We start from the raw sequence: 17,014 nt of genomic DNA on the forward strand, positions 1-17,014 counted from the left end.
TCGGTGACCGACGTCGGCAACCGATTCGGGTCCTAGGGAACGCTACCGCCAAACCCGCGTGGGCTTACTCTTGGCTCTCGTGTCCAAACTTTCAACCGCTGCGCGCCGATTGCTGATCGGCCGGCCGTTTCGCAGCGACCGGCTGAGCCACACGCTGCTGCCGAAGCGGATCGCGCTGCCGGTGTTCGCCTCGGACGCGCTGTCGTCGGTGGCATACGCCCCCGAAGAGGTCTTTCTGATGCTTTCGGTGGGCGGTCTGGCGGCGTACTCGCTGTCGCCGTGGATCGGGCTCGCGGTGGCCGCGGTCATGCTGGTCGTGGTGGCCAGCTACCGGCAGAACGTGCACGCCTACCCCTCCGGTGGCGGCGACTACGAGGTGGTCACCACCAATCTGGGCCGCAACGCCGGCTTGACCGTGGCGAGTGCTCTGATGGTGGATTATGTTCTGACCGTTGCGGTTTCGACGGCATCGGCGATCTCGAACATCGGCTCGGCGGTGCCGATGGTGGCGCAGAACAAGGTGTGGTTCTGCGTCGCCGCGATCTTGTTCGTGACGGCGCTGAACCTGCGCGGGGTGCGGGAATCCGGACTCGCCTTCGCCATTCCGACCTACGCGTTCATCATCGGTATGACCGGCATGCTCGGGTACGGGCTGTTCCGGATCTTCGTGCTGGGTAACCCGTTGCGCGCCGAGTCCGCCGGGTTCCAGATGCATTCCGAGCACGGCAAAGTCGCCGGATTCGCGCTGGTATTCCTGATGGCGCGGGCATTCTCCTCCGGTTGTGCGGCGCTGACCGGGGTGGAGGCCATCAGCAACGGGGTGCCCGCATTCGAGAAACCGAAGTCGAAGAACGCGGCGACCACGCTGCTGATGCTGGGCGCCATCGCCGTCGCGCTGCTGATGGGCATCATCGTGCTGGCCAAGAAGATCGGCGTCCAACTGGTCAGCGACCCCGCAGAACAGCTGTCCGGCGCGCCGGCCGGCTACTACCAGAAGACGCTGGTCACCCAACTCGCGGAAACGGTTTTCGGTAACTTCCACATCGGCTTCGTGGTGATCACCGCTGTCACCGCGCTCATCCTGGTGCTGGCGGCCAACACCGCGTTCAACGGGTTCCCGGTGCTCGGTTCGGTGCTGGCCCAGCACAGCTACCTGCCGCGCCAGTTCCACACCCGCGGGGACCGGCTCGCGTTCTCCAACGGGATCGGGTTTCTCACCATTTCAGCGCTGCTGGCGATCGTCGCGTTTCGTGCCGAGCTGAGTGCGCTGATCCAGCTCTACATCGTCGGGGTGTTCATTTCCTTCACGTTGAGTCAGATCGGCATGGTGCGGCACTGGACAAGGTTGCTGCGCACCGAAACCGACGCGGCGGCGCGCCGACGGATGATGCGCTCGCGGGTGGTCAACACCATCGGGTTCATCGCCACCGGCACGGTGCTGCTGGTGGTGATGGTCACCAAATTCCTGGCCGGGGCCTGGATCGCGCTGGTCACTATGGCGTTGCTGTTCATGCTGATGAAGCTGATCCGCCGCCACTACGACGGGGTCACCCGCGAACTCGCCGAAGAAGCCGCCGAGCACGGCGACGAGATCGTGTTGCCCAGCCGCAACCACGCCCTGGTGCTGGTGTCGAAGTTGCACCTGCCCACATTGCGCGCGGTGGCCTACGCGCGGGCGACCCGGCCCGACGTGCTTGAAGCCGTCACGGTCAGCGTCGACGACAACGAGACCCGCGAGCTCAAGCGCGAGTGGGAGGAGAGCGACATCAGCGTTCCGCTGAAGGTGATCGCCTCTCCTTATCGTGAAATCACCGGCCCGGTGTTGGAATACGTCAAACGGGTCAGCAAGGAGTCGCCGCGCACGGTGGTGACGGTGTTCATCCCGGAGTACGTGGTGGGGCGCTGGTGGGAACAGTTGCTGCACAACCAGAGTGCGCTACGACTCAAGGGCCGGTTGCTGTTCATGCCCGGCGTCATGGTGACGTCGGTGCCCTGGCAATTGACGTCGTCGGAGCGGATCAAAGCGTTGCAGCCGCAGTCGGCACCCGGGGATGCGCGCCGGGGCATTTTCGATTGAGCACCGAATCGGCCTGCGGGGAGTTGGTTCTGGTCACCGGGGCACCCGCGAACGGCGGCAGCTGCATCGCGCACCATGAGGGCCGGGTGGTGTTCGTCCGCTACGCGTTGCCGGGGGAGCGGGTTCGGGTGCGGGTCACTGCGGATCGCGGAAGTTATTGTCACGCAGCGGTTGTCGAGGTGCTCGAGCCGTCGGCGGACCGCATCGGGTCGCTGTGCCCGATCGCCGGGGCCGACGGGGCGGGTTGTTGCGACCTGGCATTCGTGCAGCCGGCGGTGGCCCGATCGCTGAAGGCGGCCGTGGTGGCCAATCAGCTCGAACGCCTCGGCGGGCAGCACTGGTCGGGTGCGGCCGAACCGGTCTCCGATGCCGATGTCACCGGCTGGCGCACCAGGGTCCGGCTCGACGTCGGCGCGGACGGTCGACCCGGCTTCCACCGCTATCACAGCGACGAACTCATCACCGATCTGCGATGCGGGCAACTGAGCGAGGGGATGCTGGCCGGACTGGCCGAGTCGCACTGGCCGCCGGCCGCTCACCTGCACGTGGCCGTCGACGACGACGGACAGCGTCACCTGGTGCGCACCGCGCGGAAGGGCAAACACACCGTTTCGAAGGTGATCGAAGGCGACTATCACGCGGTGCAGCGCGTGGGCGGCCGGCACTGGCGGGTGCCGGTGACGGCGTTCTGGCAGTCCCACCGCGACGCCGCGCAGGTGTACAGCGACCTGGTCGCTGAGTGGGCGGCGGCCGCTGCAGGGATGACCGCCTGGGATCTGTACGGCGGCGCCGGGATCTTCGCGGCGGTGCTAGCCGAGGGAGTGGGGGAGTCGGGCCGGGTGCTGAGCGTCGACACGTCGCGGGGAGCCACGGGCGCGGCGCGGGCCGCGCTGGCCGACCTGCCGCAGGTCGAGGTCGTCACCGATTCGGTGCGACGGGCTCTTGCCGCGCAGCAGTTGCGCGCCGACGTTGCTGTGCTGGATCCGCCGCGCGCGGGTGCCGGGCGCGAGGTGATCGACCTGCTGGCCGCGGCCGCCGTGCCGCGCATCGTGCACATCGGTTGCGAGGCTGCGTCTTTCGCGCGTGACATCGGTCTGTACCGGGGGCACGGATATGCCGTCGAGAAGATCAAGGTGTTCGACGCGTTTCCGTTGACCCATCATGTGGAGTGCATCGCCCTGGTGACCCGGCGAGCGTCGTGACCTCGCTTTGGGCGCGGTACCGGCGCTCGGGCGCAGCGGGTCAGCGCCAGTTCTGCGTAGACTGGCCGGATGCTGGAAAAGATCCGCGGGCCCGCTGATCTGCAGCACCTCTCCCAACAGCAGCTGAGTGAGCTGGCGCAGGAAATCCGCGAGTTCCTGATCCACAAGGTCGCTGCCACCGGGGGACACCTTGGCCCGAACCTCGGCGTCGTCGAGTTGACCCTGGCGTTGCACCGGGTTTTCGACTCCCCGCACGATCCGATCATCTTCGACACCGGCCACCAGGCCTACGTGCACAAGATGCTGACCGGGCGGGCCCAGGATTTCGAGAGCCTGCGCAAAAAGGACGGGCTGTCGGGTTATCCCTGCCGTGCCGAGAGTGAACACGACTGGGTGGAGTCCAGCCACGCCAGCGCCGCGTTGTCCTATGCCGACGGCCTGGCCAAGGCTTTCGAGCTGACCGGACACCGTAACCGGCACGTGGTCGCGATCGTCGGCGACGGCGCGCTGACCGGCGGCATGTGCTGGGAGGCGCTGAACAACATCGCCGCCTCGAACCGGCCGGTGGTCATCGTCGTCAACGACAATGGGCGCAGCTACGCACCGACCATCGGTGGCGTGGCCGATCACCTGGCCACCCTGCGGCTGCAGCCGGCTTACGAACAGCTGCTCGAGCGCGGTCGCAACGCCATGCGGTCGGTGCCGCTGGTCGGCGAGGTCGCCTATCACTTCATGCACAGCGTCAAAGCCGGCATCAAGGACTCGCTGGCCCCGCAACTGTTGTTCACCGACCTCGGGTTGAAGTACGTCGGACCGGTCGACGGTCACGACGAGCGGGCGGTGGAGGTCGCGCTGCGCAGTGCCCGCGGTTTCGGCGGCCCGGTGATCGTGCACGTCGTCACCCGCAAAGGCATGGGCTACGGTCCGGCGGAGGCCGACGAAGCCGAGCAGATGCATTCCACGGTCCCGATCGACCCCATTACCGGGGTGGCCACCAAGATCGCCGGCCCCGGCTGGACCGCGACGTTCGCCGAGGCACTGATCGCGATCGGCCACCGGCGCCGCGACGTCGTCGCCATCACCGCGGCGATGCCCGGTCCCACCGGGCTGAGAGCTTTCGGGGAGGCTTTCCCGGACCGGTTGTTCGACGTCGGGATCGCCGAGCAGCACGCCATGACGTCGGCGGCCGGGTTGGCGATGGGCGGTATCCACCCCGTGGTGGCGATCTATTCGACGTTCCTCAACCGCGCGTTCGACCAGATCATGATGGACGTGGCGTTGCACAAGCTGCCCGTCACCATGGTGCTCGACCGCGCCGGTGTCACCGGCAACGACGGTCCGAGCCACAACGGCATGTGGGACCTGTCGATCCTGGGCATCGTGCCCGGCATGCGGGTGGCTGCCCCGCGCGATGCCACCCGGCTGCGCGAAGAACTCGCCGAGGCACTCGACATCGACGACGGTCCGACCGCCCTGAGGTTCCCCAAAGGTGATGTGGGCGAAGACATTCCGGCCCTCGAGCGACGGGACGGGGTGGATGTGCTGGCCGTGCCGTCGGCAGGCTTGCACACCGATGTGCTGCTGGTTGCGGTGGGCGCGTTCGCGTCGATGGCACTGTCGGTGGCCAAGCGTCTGCACAAGCAGGGCATCGGCGTGACGGTGATCGATCCCCGCTGGGTGTTGCCGGTGCCCGAGGTGGTGCACGAACTGGCGACCCAGCACAAGCTGCTGGTGACGTTGGAGGACAACGGAGTGGCCGGCGGAGTCGGTTCGGCGGTGTCGGCGGCGTTGCGCCGTGCCGATGTCGACGTGCCGTGCCGCGACGTCGGGCTGCCGCAGAACTTTTACGACCACGCCTCCCGCGGCGAGGTACTGGCCGAGCTGGGGCTCACCGACCAGGATGTGGCCCGGCGCATCACGGGTTGGGTTGCCGCGCTTGCGGTTTCGCCGGTGGAGCAGAGCGAGATCAGCGAGCGTCTGGACTAGTCGGGGTTTGTGCGGCCCGCAGTACGGCTGCGGCGAGCACCGGGACCACCAGTTCGCGTTGCCACGGGCGTGCCTGCCCGGTCCGCAGAAATTCTTCGGTGATCGCCACCGCGTCAGCGCTGGTCGGTCCCAGGGTGTCCCACTCCCAGCACAGGCGCCGCACCAGATCGGGCGCGACGAGATTCTCCGCCGGTATCGCCACCCGCTGCGACAACTCCGCCAACGCGGCGCGGGCTGCCTCCAGTCGGGCGGCGGCTTCCGGTTTGCGCCTGCTCCACCGCGCCGGCGGCGGCGGCCCGTACGGCGGTTCGCCCTGCTCCGGCAGATCCTGGTTGCGCCGTGCATTCTGCAGCGCGGACAACCACATCGGGGCGCTGCGACGTTGGTTGCGTCCGCCGAACACGGGTAGCGCGACGAGTTCGTCGACCGTCGTCGGATCGGCGATCGCGGCCTCGATGATCGCCGAATCCGGCAGGATTCGCCGTGGCGCGATGTCGCGGCGCTGGGCGATCCGGTCGCGTGTCGTCCACAGTTCGCGTACCGCCGCCAGCGCGCGACGGTCGTGCACCTTGTGGATGCCCGAGGTGCGCCGCCAGCGGTCGGTGCGCGCGGCCGGAGCGGCACGCGTCTCGAAGGTGCGCAGGTACTCGAATTCCTGTGCGGCCCAATCGGTTTTGCCCTGCTGAGCCAGAATCTCGGAGATCGCGGCACGCAGCTCGATCAGCAGTTCGACGTCCAGGGCGGCGTAGTTGAGCCACGCCGACGGCAACGGCCGCTTCGACCAGTCCGCCGCGCCGTGGCCCTTGGCCAGCCCCTGGTGCAGCAGCCGTTCGACCATGGTCGCCAGGTTCACCCGTTCCAAGCCGGCCAGCCGTCCGGCCAGTTCGGTGTCGTACAACGCGGGCGGCCGCATGCCGACCTCGGCCAGGCACGGCAGGTCCTGGTCGGCGGAGTGCAGTATCCATTCGTCCTGGCCAAGCACCTCGGCGACGGGTTGCAGCACGGTCAGCGGGTCACCGCCGTGGCTGACCGGATCTATCAGCACGGTGCCGGCGCCGGACCGCCGGATCTGGATCAGGTAGGCCCGGTTAGAGTACCGGAAACCCGAGGCCCGCTCGGCGTCCACTGCGAACGGTCCGTGCCCGCGGTCGAGTTGCGCTGCGGCTGAGGCGATTTCGTCTGCATAGACGGAAAGGTTCGGCATGCCGTCGGCTGGGTGCAGCAGCATGGGGACTTCGGGTTCCGCGCTGCCCGGCGCAGCTGCCTCCGCAGGAGACGGGTCGGGGCACATGTCAGGCGCGGGACCGTGAGCTCAGGTCGGTGACTCCCGCCGGCGGCAGGCCGGCCGCGTGCTCGAGCACATCGCAGAACGCTTTGACGTGGCTGCCCACTTCGGGTGTGGTGGCCGTCCACGACGCCCGCAGTTCCAGCTGGTGCGCGCGCGGCGGACCGGAGATGTCACCGTAGCGAACCGACGTGGTGGCGGTGACCGTCCCGCCGAGCGCCGTCATGTGCTGGGTGTGCGAATCCAGCGCCTCGGAGAGCCAACTCCACGCCACTTCCGGCAGCAACGGGTCGATCGCCTCGTGCGAGTCCAGATCCGCCTGAATGTAGGCGACCAGGCGCAGGGTGCCGTCCCAGGCGTCGGAGCCTTCCGGGTCGTACAGCAGTATCAGCCGGCCGAAAGCGTCACCTTCGGAACGTTCGGGCACGATGTCGAGGTCGGGGTGTTTGACCTCGGCGCCCAGCGCATAGCTGTAGGGCGCCAGGCGCTGCGGCGGACGAATGGGACCGAGCTCGATCTCCGAGCGCACGGTGACGGTGTTCATCGCCGCGACCGCCTCGCGGAACGGTTCGGGTTCGGCGGCTGACGTCATGAGCGCCGCTCCTCCGCATCGCTGCGCTCTGCATCGTCGTCGTCGCGCGTCACAGCTTCCGACGGTAGACCTATCGTCCAACCGGCGAAATCAGGCGCGCCGACGCGCGGTCAGTCGATGAAACGGGCGGGTCGCTTTTCGCGGTGTGCCGCCAGGCCTTCGCGCACGTCGGGGCCGGCGAAGCCGATGAATTCCAGGCCGAGCGACGTTTCGAAGGCGGGGGCGAACATCCGGTACCAGTGATTCAGGCTGTGCTTCGTCCAGCGGATCGCATTCTGGGCGCCGGCGGCCAGATTCTCCGCCAGACGCGTCGCGGTGGACAGCACATCATCGTCGTCGACGCAGGTGGAGACCAGGCCGATGCGCTCGGCCTCTTCGCCGGACAGCGTCTCGCAGGTGAGCAGGTAGTACTTGGCCTTGGCCATGCCGGCCAGCAACGGCCAGCAGATCGCCGCGTGGTCACCGGCGGCCACGCCCAGTTTGGTGTGCCCGTCGATGATCTTCGCCGAGCGGCCCGCCACCGAGATGTCGGCGAGCAGGGCCACCACCAGGCCGGCACCGACGGCCGGGCCGGTGATCGCCGAGACCAGCGGCTTGCTGAAGTTGACCAGGTGCAGCACCAGGTCGCGGGCCTCACGCATGATGCGCAACCGGCCTTCGTAGTCGTTGATGGTCTCGTCGATCAGGTCGAAGCTGCCGCCGGAGGAGAACGCCTTGCCTTCGCCGCGGACCAGGACCGCCCGCACCGCGGGGTCGCGGTCGATCACCGGCCAGATGTCGGCGAGGTCGCGGTGCATCTGCGGGCCGACCGAATTCAGGCCCGGTGCGTCGAGGACCAGATTCAGCACGCCGTCACGCTCGGATTCGCAGCGCAGGCTGGGGAAGTCGTCGTAGGTGAGGGGCATTGGCGTGATGGTACGCGGGTGGACCGTCGCAACCCCGTGGCAGCATGGGAGCCGATGAGTACCCGTCGTGACCTCCCGCAGTCGCCCTATCTGGCCACGGTCGCCGGGCGCAAACCCAGCCGCATCCCGGTCTGGTTCATGCGCCAGGCCGGCCGATCCCTGCCCGAATACCGCGCGCTGCGCGAACGGCACAGCATGCTGGCGGCCTGCTTCGAGCCGGAAGTGGCCTGCGAGATCACCCTGCAGCCGATTCGTCGCTACAACACCGACGCGGCGATCCTGTTCTCCGACATCGTGGTGCCGCTGCGAGCGGCGGGCATCGATCTGGACATCGTCCCCGACGTCGGACCGGTTATCGCCCAGCCGATCCGCACCGCTGCAGACGTCGCAGCCATGAAACCGCTTGACCCGCAATCTATTCAGCCCATCCTGGATGCTATCGGCCTGCTGGTGGCCGCATTGGGCGAGGTGCCGCTGATCGGATTCGCCGGGGCGCCGTTCACGCTGGCCTCCTACCTGGTGGAGGGCGGCCCGAGTCGCAACCACGCGCGCACCAAGGCGATGATGCTCGCCGAACCGGCGAGCTGGCATGCGCTGATGACCAAGCTGACCGACCTCACCATCGAGTTCCTGCGCGGTCAGATCGGCGCCGGGGCGGATGCGATCCAGTTGTTCGACTCCTGGGCCGGGACGCTGTCATTGGCCGACTACCGCCAGTACGTGCTGCCGCACACCGCGCGGGTGTTCGCCACGCTCGCCGAGCACGACGTGCCGATGACGCATTTCGGTGTCGGCACCGCCGAATTGCTCGGCGCCATGTCGGAGGCCGTGCAGCCGGCGCGCGCCCGCATGGTCGGGGTGGACTGGCGGACCTCGCTGACCGATGCCGCCACCCGGGTGGCGCCGGGTACGGCACTGCAGGGGAATCTGGACCCGGTGGTGGTGCTCGCGGGCTGGCCGGTGACGGAGAAAGTAGCTCGCGCCGTCGTCGACGACGGGCGCCGTGCCGTTGACGCCGGAGCCGCCGGACACGTCTTCAACCTGGGTCACGGTGTGCTGCCGGAGACCGATCCCGGTGTGCTGACCGAGCTGGTGTCGCTGGTCCACTCGCTATGACCGCCCGCTCGTATTGCGTTGTGGGCGGCGGTATTTCGGGCCTGACCGCGGCGTACCGGTTGCGGCAGGCCGCGCCGGAAGCGGCCATCACGCTGTTCGACCCGGCCGATCGGCTCGGCGGCGTGCTGCGCACCGAGTCGCTGGGCGGGCAGCCGATGGACCTCGGCGCTGAGGCGTTCGTGCTGCGCCGTCCTGAGATGCCGGCGCTGCTGGCCGAATTGGGCCTGGCTCACCACCAACGGGCCACCACCGGCGTGCGTCCGCTGATCTACAGCGGCCGACGGCTGCACGCGATGCCGTCGGACACCGTGGCGGGCATTCCGTCGTCGGCGGCATCGATGGCCGGTCTGGTCGACGAGGCCACGATCGTGCGGATCGAATCCGAGCCGGGGCGGGCACTGGACTGGACCCCCGGCAGCGACCCCACGGTGGCCGATTTGGTGGCCGAGCGGTTCGGCGCGCAAGTGGTGGCCCGGTCGGTGGATCCGCTGCTGGGTGGGGTGTACGCGGGATCGGCGGCCACCATCGGATTGCGTGCGGCCGTGCCCACGGTGGCGGCGGCCCTGGACCGCGGCGCGGCCAGCCTGACCGAGGCGATCCTGAGCGTGTTGCCGCCGACCGGGGGCGGGCCGGTGTTCGGCTCGCTGCAGGGCGGCTACCAGGTGCTGCTCGACGAACTCGTCGCGCGCAGCCGGATCCGGTGGGTCCGGGCCAGGATCGACGCGCTCGAACCTGGTTGGACACTGCGTGACGAGACCGGCGTGCAGTGGCAGGCCGACGGCGTGGTGCTGGCGGTCCCGGCGGTGCAGGTCGCCCAGCTGGTGCAGACACTGGCGCCGGCGACGGCGGTGGCCGCCGGTCGGATCGTGACGGCATCTTCGGTGGTGGTGGCGCTTGCGGTGCCGGCCGACACGCCGTTTCCGCAGTCGTCGGGCGTACTGGTGGCCAGCGGGGAACCGTTGCATGCCAAAGCGATTACGTTGTCGTCGCGCAAATGGGGGCTCGATGGCGATGTCCAGCAGGTGCGGCTGTCCATCGGGCGGTTCGGTGACGACGTCGCGAAGGGGACGCCGGAGGGCGACCTGCTTGGCTGGGCGCTGGAGGACCTGGCCGACGTGTTCGGGGTAGACCTCGAGCCGGTGGATGTGCGGGTGCAGCGCTGGATCGACGCCATGCCGCAGTACGGTCCGCAGCACGCGAACCTGGTGGCCACCTTGCGGGCCGGCCTGCCGCCCACGCTGGTCGTCGCGGGCAGCTACCTCGACGGCATCGGGGTACCGGCCTGTATCGGCGCGGCCGGAAAGGCCGCGGCCAGTGTGGTCTCGGCCGTGTCGGGACGAGTGGCACGATAGGTGCCATGGCACGCCTGGACTTCGACGCCCTCAACTCCACCATCCGCTACCTGATGTTTTCGGTGTTCTCCGTGCGGGCCGGGGAGCTCGGGGAGGAACGCGGTGCCGTCGTCGACGAGACCGCGACCTTCCTCAAGCAGCAGGAGGAACGCGGGGTGGTGGTGCGCGGCCTCTACGACGTCGCCGGCCTGCGCGCGGATGCCGACTTCATGATCTGGACGCACGCCGAGCGGGTCGAGGCCCTGCAGGCGACCTACGCCGACTTCCGGCGCGCCACCGCGCTGGGCCGCGCGTGCACGCCGGTGTGGAGCAGCGTGGCGTTGCACCGGCCGGCCGAGTTCAACAAGAGCCATGTCCCGGCTTTCATCGCCGGGGAAGACCCCGGCAACTACGTCTGCGTGTATCCCTTCGTGCGGTCCTACGAGTGGTACCTGCTGCCCGACGAGGAGCGTCGCCGCATGCTCGCCGAGCACGGCATGGCGGCGCGGGAGTACAAAGACGTGCGCGCCAACACGGTGCCGGCCTTCGCGCTGGGCGACTACGAGTGGATTCTGGCCTTCGAGGCGCCCGAGCTGGACCGCATCGTGGACCTGATGCGCGAACTGCGCGCCACCGACGCCCGCCGGCACACCCGCGAGGAGACGCCGTTCTTCACCGGCCCGCGGGTGGGGGTCGAGCAGCTGGTGAGCGCGCTGCCCTGAGCGCGGGTTGGCTCTGCGCTGAGGGCGGGGTTAGTCGCACTTTGCCGCCGTGGACGCAGGGTCAACGCCCAGCGGGTCAGCCCTCGTCGGGGACCAGGCGCAGCGAGATCGAGTTGATGCAGTAGCGCTGGTCGGTGGGCGTGGGATATCCCTCACCGGAGAACACATGCCCCAGGTGGCTGTGGCAGTTCGCGCATAACACCTCGGTGCGAATCGCACCCATCGAGTGGTCGGGCCGCAGGATGACCGCATCCGAACTCGACGGATCGAAGAAGGACGGCCAGCCGCAGTGCGACTCGAATTTCTCTGTGCTGCGGAACAATTCGGCACCGCAGGCCCGGCACTGGTAGCTGCCCTGGGTCTTGGTGTCGGTGTACTCGCCGGTGAACGGTCGTTCGGTGCCGGCCTGGCGCAGCACAGCGAACTCCTGCGGGTTGAGCTTCTTGCGCCACTCGTCGTCGGTGAGTTGCAGTTTCGGACGGGCGATGTCAGTCACGTTGCCCCACTCCTTCCCAAGTCTGGTGTGGGTGAACTTCCCACGCTAGCGCGGTCCGGTTCGGGCGTCAGCCACGCCGGGTCGATGCCGTCGTCGAGGCGGTTCTCCGCCTTGGCATCCAGATAGCGGAAGTACAGCACCGTGAACGTCACGATCAGCAGCAGGGACCAACCGTAGGTGATCTTCAGGTATTCCATCGCCCGCCCCCACCGCATCCAGTTGAACAACAGCCAGCGATCCAGGGTCATGAAACCGTAGATCCCCAGCCACGCCGGCCAGTTGCGGATCACCGAGTTGGGCAGCACCACCGTCATCAGGAACGGGAACAGCATCATCGAGTAGTAGCCCTGGGCCAGCGACAACGCCAGCCACGACCACAGCAGCAGCACGCCCGATGAGGTGGTGAACCAGAACAGCGGATCCCGGGTGCGGTAGTAGCGGTAGAGCAGCCATATCGCGCCAATGGCGATGGCGGTGAACAGCAGCCGCAGCCCGATGATCAACCAGGTGGGCAGCCCGAAGTACACGCCGTTGCCCTCGATGGAACTGTTGAAGTAGTCGCGGGTGCCCAGGATGTAGGGCAGGGTGCGGGTGAAGAAGTCCATCGCGCGGGGCACCACCGGCAGCGCGGCCAGGTTGACCACCAGCGGCACCAGCAATGCGGTCGCCAGGGCCCGCCACTGCCGGTTGAGCAGCGGCAGCAGTAGCAGCGGGCCGAGCAGCGGTTTGAGGACCAGCGTCAGCCCGATCGCCAGCCCGGCCCACCACTGCCGACTCGCGCGGCCGTCCAGCAGCCACTTCAGGAACAGCACCTCCAGCAGCAGGATGCAGCCGTTGATGTTGGTGAAGACCAGGGTGTTGGTCACCGTCTCGGTGCAGAACATGGCCAGGATCAGCGCCGGCGCGGCCACCGAGGACAACGTGAAGTGGAACATCCGCAGCAACAGATAGGCGGCGACGAGGATGGCCACGGTGTTGATCGAGATGAACAGGTAGCGCGACGGCGCGAAGGGCAGGTACCCGAACGGCGCCATCAACAACGTGCCACCCGGCGGGTACAGGTAGTGCGGGTCGACGTAGTCGAAATGCTCGTTGTAGAGCTCCAGGCCGTGCCGGAAGTTCAGCGCCGCCCGGTACACCGGTTTGAAGTCGTCGGTGATGTTGCCGTTGGTGGTCAGCACGATGCTGCGATGCAGCACCGACAGGATGGCGATCGGCCACAACACCGTCCGAACGATGGCTGCGGTGCTGCGGGGGCCGGGACGCAATGCGCCCTGCACGTATTCGCGGAGGCCGGTTCTGGTCGAGTCAGCTGCCGTCACCAGCGCACCGTACACCGGCGTTGGGGGCGCGGCGTCGGGCGGTCCGGGCCGATTATCAGGCGGGACAGTACGTGTCGGTGCCGGGCAGTTTGCCGGTGTCGAGGTAGGCCCCCAGCGGCGTGACCGCGCAGGACGAGTAGATACTGGCGCCGTGCCCGATGCCTTGCCACATCACCCGCTTGCTGGCGGCGTTGGCGTTGATGACCGCGGCTGAGGTGGCCGCAACTCCTTCGTTGCCGGCGATCGGGTCGTTCTGCACACCCAGCAGCAGCACGTCGAGCTTGAGTTGTTTCGGTGGCTGCGGGGTGGCACCGGTCGGCCAGTGCACGCACTTGATCAGGTTGAGCGCCGCGACGGCGCCGAACTGGGGGTACAGCTTGCCCCAGGCCACCACCAGCTCGCGCACCCGGTCCGGGGTGGGGCGGTTCACCGAGTCGCTGCAGTTGTTGACGAATTGCCCGTCGCTGTGCTGAATGGTTTCGGCGCGGTTGATCAGGTTGTTCAGCGCATTGAAGTCCCCGGAACGCGCCGCGGCCAAGGCGTTGGCCAGGTTCGTCGTGTTGCCCACCCGGTCGCCGGTCGGAAAGCCCAACGCGGTAGTGATGGCCATCGTGATCGACGCCACCGAAGTGCGGCCCAAGCCGTAGCTGCGCGCCGACGTCAACAACGCGCTGATCGCGCCCTTCGGGTCCGGACCCAGCGCACAGTTGATCGCCACGCACTGCGCCGCGAACGCGTCCAGCGCGGCCTGCTGGCCTTTGACCTGCTGCTCGGCGGCCGCTTCGGCGCTGGCCCCCAGCGCCACCGGGGAGTCCAGGATCAGGCGGGCCACCTTGTCCGGGCGTGATCCGGCGTACGTCAGCGCGACCTGCGCTCCGTTGCCGACCCCGACCAGCGCGACCGCGGGGACGTCCCAGAGGTTGCGCAGCCGCTCGATGTCGGATGCGGCATGGGCGTTGTCGTAGGCGGAGTCGCCGGGCGCGATGGCATCGGTGCAGTTGGTGGTGGCGGTGTTGGAGATTTCGGAGAGGTTGGCTACCGGGTCGTCACCGGTCTCGAACTGGGTCTGGTCGCGCATCTCTTCGCGGTCGAGGCGGTCGCGGCAGTCGATGGGGCTGGACATGCCGATGCCGCGGCGGTCGACGGCGACGATGGGGTGGGTACGCAGCACGTCGGCCCCGGCGTGGGACAGCCAGACCGGCAGCTGCGTGGACGACGCGATATCCGAGCCGGTGGTGAACACCAGCGGCCCGGCATCTTTCGGGGTCTGACCGGAGCGGGCACGCACCACGCCGATGCTCACCGAGCCCGATCCGCCGTTGAGCGAGTCCAGGTCCGCGTCGTAGGTGGCGCATTCCAGCTTGACGCCGGGTGCGCCGGGGACGCCGGCGTCGGCGTTGAGCTTGGAGGTGCAGTCGCGCCATGACAGATCGTTCTTGGGTGCCGCGATCGGCGGTGGACCGCTGGGCGGTGGTTTGGTGGTCGACACTCCCTGCGGGCGGGCGCCGGAGTCGGTGGCGTAGCGGGGGTCGGCGCCGAAGACCGGGACGCAGCCGGCCAGCACGGTGGTGACCACCAACAAGATCGTGGCGGGCAGGATGCGCCGATTCATGCCGACCACAGTAGCCGGGCTACACCCTGACGTAGCGCGTGTACAGATAGCCGGCGTCGTCGGTGAGCACATGCGCGCAGCGCATCCGGGTCTGCAGCTGGCCCAGACCCGAGACGATGCGGTGCGCGGCGCCGCCGACGACGACGGGCGCGATGGTCAGGCACAGCTCGTCGAGTAATTCGCGGTCGAGGAAGGCGCCGAGCAGCGTCGGTCCGCCCTCGGTCAGGACGCGCGACAGTCCACGCCCCTGCAGGGTGCTCAGCACGGTGCCTACGTCGACCTCGCCGGGATCGTCGGCCGAACAGGCGATGACGTCGTCGACCACACCCGACAGCAGGCGGCGGGCATCGTCGGCGGCGGCGGCGCAGGTGAGTACCAGTGGCGCCACCTCGGTGCGGGTGAAGACCGCCAGGTCGTGGTCGAGGTGACCGGTTCGGGTGACGATCGCTATCGGCGGCACCTCGCCTTGACCGCGGGCCTGCCGCTGTTGGCGCTGCGCGACGCTGAGTTGGGCACCCGCGTAACCCTCCGAGCGCACCGTTCCCGCCCCGACCACGATCACGTCGGCCAGTTCCCGCAGCACGACGAAGACCGCCCGGTCACCGGGGCTGCCCAGGGCGCCGCTGAGACCCTGGACGGTGGCGCCGCCGTCCAGGCTGGTGATGAAGTTCGCGCGCACCCACCCGAGGTCGGGCGGATAACCGTAGAGCCGGGGGAGTTCGGCGGGATCCAGGTCGCGCGTGGCGCCGAGCAGCGTCAGAGACGTCTCGCCAGGCATGAGGTCGATTGCAGCACGTCGCTACAGTTCGTGCATGCACGGGGCCAGTTCGGCGCAGGTCGGTCACCTGGTGGATCGGCATCCGTCGGTGTCGCCGGAGCGGCTGATCGGCCAGTTGCGGCCGCCGCCGACGTTCGCCGACGTCAGCTTCGCGACGTATCGGCCGGACCCTGCCGAACCCACCCAGGCCGCCGCCGTCGAATCCTGCCGGGAGTTCTGCCGGCAGGCAGAGCAGCGCCGGGCGGGCCGCAAGAAGTTGTTCGGCCGCCGCGAGGTCCTGCCGGGCGTCGGGTTGTATCTGGACGGTGGGTTCGGCGTCGGCAAGACCCACCTGCTGGCCTCGGCCTATTACCAGTTGTCCGACGCCGCGCCGAAGGCGTTCGCGACGTTCGGCGAGCTGACCCAGCTGGCCGGGGTGTTCGGCTTCGCCGAATGCATCGAGCTGCTGGCCGACTACACCGCGGTGTGCATCGATGAGTTCGAGTTGGACGACCCGGGCAACACCACGCTGGTCTCCCGGTTGCTGTCGTCGCTGGTCCAGCGGGGGGTCTCGGTGGCCGCCACCTCCAACACGCTGCCCGAGCAACTGGGCGAGGGACGGTTCGCGGCGCAGGACTTCCTCCGCGAAATCAACACGCTGGCAAGCATTTTCACCACGGTTCGCATCGAGGGACCCGACTACCGGCACCGCGACCTGCCGCCGGCGCCGCCACCGCTGTCCGACGAGGAGGTCGCCGCGCGCGCCGCCGAGGTCGCCGGGGCGACGCTGGACGACTTCGACGCGCTGTGCGCCCATCTGGCCACCATGCACCCGTCGCGGTATCTGACGTTGATCGAAGGCGTGACCGCGGTGTTCCTGACCGGCGTGCACGGGGTGGACGACCAGAACGTGGCATTGCGGTTGGTGGCGCTGACCGACCGGCTCTACGACGCCGGTGTGCCGGTGGTGGCCTCGGGCGCGAAACTGGACACCGTCTTCAGCGAGGAGATGCTGGCCGGCGGTTACCGCAAGAAGTATCTGCGGGCCACGTCGCGGCTGCTGGCGCTCACGCTGATGTCGGGGAGGCGAGCGCCCGGACCATGACGTGGTCGTCCTCGACGAAGTCGCCCATCTGAAATGTCCTGCTGCCGTTGATCGTGAAGTCGAACTTGGCGTAAAAGCGCAGTGCGCGAACGTTTTTCTCGTTGGTGCCCAGCCACATGCAGCGTGCACCCCACCGCGTCGCGGTATCCAGCGCGGCACTCATCAGCGCCGCCGAGACGCCGTGCCCGTGGAAGTCGGGCAGCACATACAACTTCGACAGTTCCACCGCCGGGCGCAGCGGGACGGCGCGCTGGATGTCCGCGTCGTCCGGCACACCGCGAATCAGCATGGCGTAACCTACAATTCGGCCGTCGTGCCGGGCTACGAAGACCGCACGTCGCTGGTCGGTGAGGTACTGCGCGAAACGTGGCGCCGACAGGTTCGTGTCGATGAAAGCGGCGATGTCCTCGGCGCGCGACCACGGCGGGCACGCCAGTGGAAAGGTGCGCGCCGCGACGTCGGCCAGGTCTTCGGCGTCGCCGAGGGTGGCGAGTTCGATATTCAGT

The 17,014-nt window shown here is 68.4% G+C and carries 14 protein-coding genes and 1 pseudogene; 7 read left to right on the top strand and 8 right to left on the bottom strand.

Annotated features, from left to right (window positions below; genetic code table 11):
• Positions 1-79: 79 nt before the first annotated feature.
• The 3 genes from AC5Y5Z_RS08170 to dxs all read left to right on the top strand — a co-directional run bounded on the left by AC5Y5Z_RS08170 (position 80) and on the right by dxs (position 5,265).
• Entirely contained in the window at positions 80-2,077 is a 1,998-nt protein-coding gene (locus AC5Y5Z_RS08170) for an APC family permease (protein ID WP_463826883.1), read from the top strand.
• A complete protein-coding gene (locus AC5Y5Z_RS08175; RefSeq protein WP_473140056.1) occupies positions 2,074-3,279 on the top strand; it encodes a class I SAM-dependent RNA methyltransferase in 1,206 nt (401 codons plus the stop codon). The genes AC5Y5Z_RS08170 and AC5Y5Z_RS08175 overlap by 4 nt, the downstream gene beginning before the upstream one ends.
• Positions 3,280-3,348: 69 nt before the next feature.
• Positions 3,349-5,265, top strand: coding sequence for a 1-deoxy-D-xylulose-5-phosphate synthase (gene dxs, locus AC5Y5Z_RS08180; protein WP_499924504.1), 1,917 nt, complete (start codon positions 3,349-3,351; stop codon positions 5,263-5,265).
• Here the strand turns inward: dxs and AC5Y5Z_RS08185 are convergent.
• The 3 genes and pseudogenes from AC5Y5Z_RS08185 to AC5Y5Z_RS08195 form a co-directional block, all read right to left on the bottom strand.
• A complete protein-coding gene (locus tag AC5Y5Z_RS08185) occupies positions 5,246-6,556 on the bottom strand; it encodes an HRDC domain-containing protein (RefSeq protein ID WP_499924506.1) in 1,311 nt (436 codons plus the stop codon). The two genes, dxs and AC5Y5Z_RS08185, sit on opposite strands and share 20 nt — an antisense overlap.
• 1 nt (position 6,557) lies before the next feature.
• Positions 6,558-7,195 (bottom strand): annotated as a pseudogene (locus tag AC5Y5Z_RS08190) (DUF3000 domain-containing protein).
• Positions 7,196-7,252: 57 nt separating this feature from the next.
• Positions 7,253-8,047 carry an enoyl-CoA hydratase/isomerase family protein gene (locus tag AC5Y5Z_RS08195; RefSeq protein ID WP_499924508.1) on the bottom strand — a complete coding sequence of 265 codons (795 nt, stop codon included), beginning with the start codon at positions 8,045-8,047 and terminating at the stop codon, positions 7,253-7,255.
• Positions 8,048-8,101: 54 nt separating this feature from the next.
• Between AC5Y5Z_RS08195 and hemE the strand changes: the two genes are divergently transcribed.
• The 3 genes from hemE to hemQ are packed head-to-tail and all read left to right on the top strand — an operon-like array spanning position 8,102 to position 11,216.
• Entirely contained in the window at positions 8,102-9,163 is a 1,062-nt protein-coding gene (gene hemE, locus AC5Y5Z_RS08200) for a uroporphyrinogen decarboxylase (RefSeq protein WP_499924510.1), read from the top strand.
• Positions 9,160-10,515, top strand: coding sequence for a protoporphyrinogen oxidase (locus AC5Y5Z_RS08205; RefSeq protein ID WP_499924512.1), 1,356 nt, complete (start codon positions 9,160-9,162; stop codon positions 10,513-10,515). Before hemE ends, AC5Y5Z_RS08205 begins: the two co-directional genes overlap by 4 nt.
• Positions 10,516-10,520: 5 nt before the next feature.
• Entirely contained in the window at positions 10,521-11,216 is a 696-nt protein-coding gene (hemQ, locus tag AC5Y5Z_RS08210; RefSeq protein WP_463826876.1) for a hydrogen peroxide-dependent heme synthase, read from the top strand.
• Positions 11,217-11,292: 76 nt separating this feature from the next.
• On the opposite strand, the gene msrB is transcribed toward hemQ, so the two are convergent.
• From msrB to AC5Y5Z_RS08230, 4 genes are read right to left on the bottom strand one after another with little or no spacing between them, the layout of a single operon-like run.
• Positions 11,293-11,703, bottom strand: coding sequence for a peptide-methionine (R)-S-oxide reductase MsrB (gene msrB, locus AC5Y5Z_RS08215; protein WP_463827164.1), 411 nt, complete (start codon positions 11,701-11,703; stop codon positions 11,293-11,295).
• A gap of 5 nt (positions 11,704-11,708) precedes the next feature.
• A complete protein-coding gene (gene aftC, locus AC5Y5Z_RS08220; RefSeq protein ID WP_499924514.1) occupies positions 11,709-13,049 on the bottom strand; it encodes an arabinofuranan 3-O-arabinosyltransferase in 1,341 nt (446 codons plus the stop codon).
• Positions 13,050-13,089: 40 nt separating this feature from the next.
• On the bottom strand, positions 13,090-14,646 hold the full coding sequence (locus AC5Y5Z_RS08225) for an alpha/beta hydrolase (protein WP_499924516.1): 1,557 nt from the start codon (positions 14,644-14,646) through the stop codon (positions 13,090-13,092).
• A 19-nt stretch (positions 14,647-14,665) separates the two neighbouring features.
• Complete coding sequence (locus tag AC5Y5Z_RS08230) at positions 14,666-15,424, bottom strand: pyrimidine reductase family protein (protein WP_499924518.1); 759 nt, start codon at positions 15,422-15,424, stop codon at positions 14,666-14,668.
• On the opposite strand from AC5Y5Z_RS08230, the gene zapE reads away from it, so the two are divergent.
• Positions 15,423-16,508: a cell division protein ZapE gene (gene zapE / locus AC5Y5Z_RS08235; RefSeq protein WP_499924520.1), complete on the top strand. Its 1,086-nt coding sequence runs from the start codon at positions 15,423-15,425 to the stop codon at positions 16,506-16,508. The two genes, AC5Y5Z_RS08230 and zapE, sit on opposite strands and share 2 nt — an antisense overlap.
• Here the strand turns inward: zapE and AC5Y5Z_RS08240 are convergent.
• Positions 16,471-17,013, bottom strand: coding sequence for a GNAT family N-acetyltransferase (locus tag AC5Y5Z_RS08240; protein ID WP_499924600.1), 543 nt, complete (start codon positions 17,011-17,013; stop codon positions 16,471-16,473). The genes zapE and AC5Y5Z_RS08240 overlap by 38 nt on opposite strands.
• Position 17,014 lies beyond the last annotated feature (1 nt).

The organism is Mycobacterium sp. NGS29, from assembly GCF_059812965.1.

Excerpts from the sequence above, each read along its gene's own strand:
- dxs (WP_499924504.1), top strand. The coding sequence starts at position 3,349 with ATGCTGGAAAAGATCCGCGGGCCCGCTGATCTGCAGCACCTCTCCCAA.
- AC5Y5Z_RS08185 (WP_499924506.1), bottom strand. The coding sequence starts at position 6,556 with ATGTGCCCCGACCCGTCTCCTGCGGAGGCAGCTGCGCCGGGCAGCGCG.
- AC5Y5Z_RS08195 (WP_499924508.1), bottom strand. The coding sequence starts at position 8,047 with ATGCCCCTCACCTACGACGACTTCCCCAGCCTGCGCTGCGAATCCGAG.
- hemE (WP_499924510.1), top strand. The coding sequence starts at position 8,102 with ATGAGTACCCGTCGTGACCTCCCGCAGTCGCCCTATCTGGCCACGGTC.
- AC5Y5Z_RS08205 (WP_499924512.1), top strand. The coding sequence starts at position 9,160 with ATGACCGCCCGCTCGTATTGCGTTGTGGGCGGCGGTATTTCGGGCCTG.
- hemQ (WP_463826876.1), top strand. The coding sequence starts at position 10,521 with ATGGCACGCCTGGACTTCGACGCCCTCAACTCCACCATCCGCTACCTG.
- AC5Y5Z_RS08225 (WP_499924516.1), bottom strand. The coding sequence starts at position 14,646 with ATGAATCGGCGCATCCTGCCCGCCACGATCTTGTTGGTGGTCACCACC.
- zapE (WP_499924520.1), top strand. The coding sequence starts at position 15,423 with ATGAGGTCGATTGCAGCACGTCGCTACAGTTCGTGCATGCACGGGGCC.
- AC5Y5Z_RS08230 (WP_499924518.1), bottom strand. The coding sequence starts at position 15,424 with ATGCCTGGCGAGACGTCTCTGACGCTGCTCGGCGCCACGCGCGACCTG.